This is a genomic window from Acidimicrobiia bacterium, from assembly GCA_016650365.1.
Taxonomy (GTDB): domain Bacteria; phylum Actinomycetota; class Acidimicrobiia; order Spongiisociales; family JAENVV01; genus JAENVV01.
Genome location: JAENVV010000295.1, coordinates 1 through 3,186, shown reverse-complemented (window position 1 = coordinate 3,186; position 3,186 = coordinate 1). Strand labels below are relative to the sequence as shown.

Here is a 3,186-nt window from a genome sequence, read left to right as displayed (position 1 = left end):
CCTATCGCACCGACCTACTGGAAGATGTCGGCCTGACCGAAGGGTCATTGGCGTTGACCGTTGCGTCGCGGGCGATCCGGCGACGGGACCCTCAGTTTCGAGACAACGTTCTCGTCGCCTACGAACGCCGGTGCGCCTTCTGTGGGTTCGATGGACGCCTGGCGGATCGTACGATCGGACTCGACGCGGCCCACATTCGTTGGCATGCCTACGACGGACCCGACGAGGTCTCCAACGGTTTGGCGTTATGCAGCATCCACCACAAGCTGCTCGACCTCGGCGTCGTCGGGTTGACTGCCGACCGAACCATCACCGTTTCACAACGATTCACCGGAACCGGAGAATCGGCCGATCGACTGGTGCTGAGGCTGGCAGGAGCACCGGTACTCGGCCCACAGCCAGGTGCGGACCCGGTCGACGACGACCACATCGAATGGCACCAAAGCCAGGTCTTCCACGGCCCCGCCAGGCTGGCCGGGTAAACGTCGCGTTCGACGGACTATGTCGCCCGGCAGGTACCATTGTTCGCAATCGTCTCGTTAGCCACGGCGATCACCTCTCTCGTCTGACGGATCGTCGGGCAAGAAGAACTTGTCGGATCGGCCGAAACGTTGCGCTTCGGTGCTCGTCCGGTACTTGGCCGTCGACCAAGATTTCACCTGATGGAGCGCCCAGCTACGGAATGACTGCTCCTACAGCTTGCCAACTACGTGGGCCAGCACATCCGACATCTGGTCGTGGGGGCTGAACTCGACCATCCGAACCGCTTCTTTGACGACAACCGTGTGGCCGGAGGGCCAGTAGTACATCTCACCAGCATTGACGACTTCTTCGGTGCCGTCTTCGTAATTGACTTGGATGGCGCCCTCGATGACGTATCCCCAGTGGGGGCATTGGCAATGGTCTCTTTCGAGTCCCTCAAGCAGAGGAGCGAGGTCGAGTCCCGTTGGGTATTGCATGTAGGCGCTGGTCATCCCGCCGAAATCTGTTCCTCGGATCATTTCTCCTAGGGCCTCTGCGGCGATGGGCAGCTCTTCGATGTTGGTTTTCATGAGTATCTCCTTCTGCTCCTACAAGCGTGATCTTTTTGTGGCGTACGTGGGTCCGGTAATGGGTGGCTTGCGCTAGCTCCAGCGAACTCGGTGGTTGTGGTGCCAGAATTCGAGAAGGTCTTGGTCGCCGGTTACGTCGATGGCCGCGTCTTCGCGGCGATTCCACAGGACCAGATAAAGGTCCGCGGCAGTTCCGGCCAATGTGACGTCGGCGGGTCCGTCACCCTTGACAGTGCTGATCCCATCCGGGGCCATCGTGACCCGCCACTGATCGCTGGTGTCCGTCACCTCGACAGCCATGGTGCCGGGCGTCTCGATGGGAAACGTGGAACGACGGGGAGCGAACGCGGCGAGTATCTCGTCGATACCGTCCGCTGCGAATCGTGCATCAAAATGGCTTTCGCTTTCAGCGGCACGTTCTGCATCGAAACGATGAACAGCAGTTTCGTGTGCTTGGCGTCGAGCCCACATGGCCAGTGGGGACGGCGCAGGCAAGAACGTGTTGCACTCCAGGTCGACGGGAGCGGACCGCAATTCGTGCACCAAATTGGCACTCGTTTCCAGATACCAGTCGATCAGCTTGTCGTCGTCGGGCCAGAAGATGGCTAAGTCGGGCCAAGATTCGGAAAGCTCAGAGAGGTCATCCACCCACATTTTCGTAGCCCGATTAGATACCTGGGCGGCGGCCCAGAGGTGGATCTCAGCGAGATGGCGGACCAGGTCGCGCACGTCCCACCCGGGACAAGTCACTACCTTCGCATCAAGACCAGCGCGCCTAGCGGCATCAGCGAACAGCTTCCCTTCTTGCTCGACGGTTGCGATGTGCTCGGGTACTTCTATCATTTGCTCCCTTCCCCTCAATGCTGCAAGTTGCAGTAGTTAGAACTTTTACTATACTGTAAATTGCAGTACAGTCAAGCGGATGCCAACGACCATGACCACATCGTCATATGCAGTCCTCGCCCTCCTCGATCTGAAACCCTGGACGGGCTACGAACTCACCCACCAGGCACAGCGAAGCCTTCGCTACGCCTGGCCCAAATCAGAGCGGCTGCTTTATTCCGAACCCAAAAAACTGGTGAAACTGGGATTCGCAACGTCCCATAAACAGGCCTTCGGGAACCGAACGCGCAACGTGTACACGATTACCGAGGCGGGGCGGTCCGAACTCAAGGAGTGGACAAAGACCCGGACCCAACCTCCTCGCATGGAACTCGAAGCGCTCCTCAGGCTGCTGTTTGCCGATCAGGGATCACGCGACGATGTACTACGTGCCCTTGACGAACTCGAGAGCGACATTGGCGAACACCACCGGGCCATTGTCGAACTGATGGGAAGCTACCTTGAGGGCAGCCATCCCTTCCCGGAGCGAACGCACCTGTCGGTGCTCTTCGCTACCGCACAAATCGAAATATTCAAGGCGCTGGAAGGGTGGATCGAGTTTGCCCGGGGCGAAATCGACGACTGGCCGAGTACCGAAGCTCTCGGTATGAACCCTAGAACCGAGGTGCTCACACGGCTTCTCGCCCAAGACGAATCACCCGTGCAGTCTCGATGATTTGGCATGCGGAGCCCGTAGGACAACCTGGCCGACCTTGTTACCAACGGAACGCAGATCCTGATCCTCGACAGAATCACGTCCTTGCCATGGTTCGGCATCCTGACCGCGAAGAACCCGGCCGGTGCTGGAAATTCGCTCCTTCAGCTACGTCGACCACCTTCCTCCTCTGAGGGATCGTCGGGCGAGAAGAACTTCTCGGATCGGCCGAAGCGTTGCGCTTTGGTGCTCGTCCGGTATTTGGCCGTCGATTCGGACAGCGAGGCGAACATCTCCTTGGCGCCTTTGCCAGACGCATCGAAGCGCAGGGAATTTCCAGCCGATACCGACATGTCCCGGCCAGTTCGATACACGTCCTGGTTGTGCCCTGCGGGACCTTGCCATCAGGACGAAGACTGGGCTCGCCTAGTCACGCTGAATCCAACCGATCGCCGCTGGTGCATGGCTTGGGACGGCGGGAGAGTTTGGCGGCACTGGATCAATCCGGACATATGGCGCACCCAGCAGAGGACGTGGGTCGGCTTCGCCCTTGTTCGGCCACATCGCCATGGCTCGTTCGGTTTGAGCCGTGATGGT

General features: G+C 59.3%; 5 protein-coding genes. 2 read left to right on the top strand and 3 right to left on the bottom strand.

The window, feature by feature from the left end:
• Positions 1 to 482: HNH endonuclease (locus JJE47_16595; protein MBK5269041.1), on the top strand; the 482-nt coding region annotated here is incomplete at its 5' end.
• A gap of 210 nt (positions 483 to 692) precedes the next feature.
• Here the strand turns inward: JJE47_16595 and JJE47_16590 are convergent.
• Positions 693 to 1,052 carry a cupin domain-containing protein gene (locus JJE47_16590; protein ID MBK5269040.1) on the bottom strand — a complete coding sequence of 120 codons (360 nt, stop codon included), beginning with the start codon at positions 1,050 to 1,052 and terminating at the stop codon, positions 693 to 695.
• A 72-nt stretch (positions 1,053 to 1,124) separates the two neighbouring features.
• Complete coding sequence (locus JJE47_16585) at positions 1,125 to 1,892, bottom strand: maleylpyruvate isomerase family mycothiol-dependent enzyme (protein ID MBK5269039.1); 768 nt, start codon at positions 1,890 to 1,892, stop codon at positions 1,125 to 1,127.
• An 82-nt stretch (positions 1,893 to 1,974) separates the two neighbouring features.
• On the opposite strand from JJE47_16585, the gene JJE47_16580 reads away from it, so the two are divergent.
• On the top strand, positions 1,975 to 2,610 hold the full coding sequence (locus JJE47_16580) for a PadR family transcriptional regulator (GenBank protein ID MBK5269038.1): 636 nt from the start codon (positions 1,975 to 1,977) through the stop codon (positions 2,608 to 2,610).
• A gap of 143 nt (positions 2,611 to 2,753) precedes the next feature.
• On the opposite strand, the gene JJE47_16575 is transcribed toward JJE47_16580, so the two are convergent.
• Positions 2,754 to 2,963: a hypothetical protein gene (locus tag JJE47_16575; protein ID MBK5269037.1), complete on the bottom strand. Its 210-nt coding sequence runs from the start codon at positions 2,961 to 2,963 to the stop codon at positions 2,754 to 2,756.
• Positions 2,964 to 3,186: the final 223 nt, after the last annotated feature.

Excerpts from the sequence above, each read along its gene's own strand:
- JJE47_16590 (MBK5269040.1), bottom strand. The coding sequence starts at position 1,052 with ATGAAAACCAACATCGAAGAGCTGCCCATCGCCGCAGAGGCCCTAGGA.
- JJE47_16580 (MBK5269038.1), top strand. The coding sequence starts at position 1,975 with ATGCCAACGACCATGACCACATCGTCATATGCAGTCCTCGCCCTCCTC.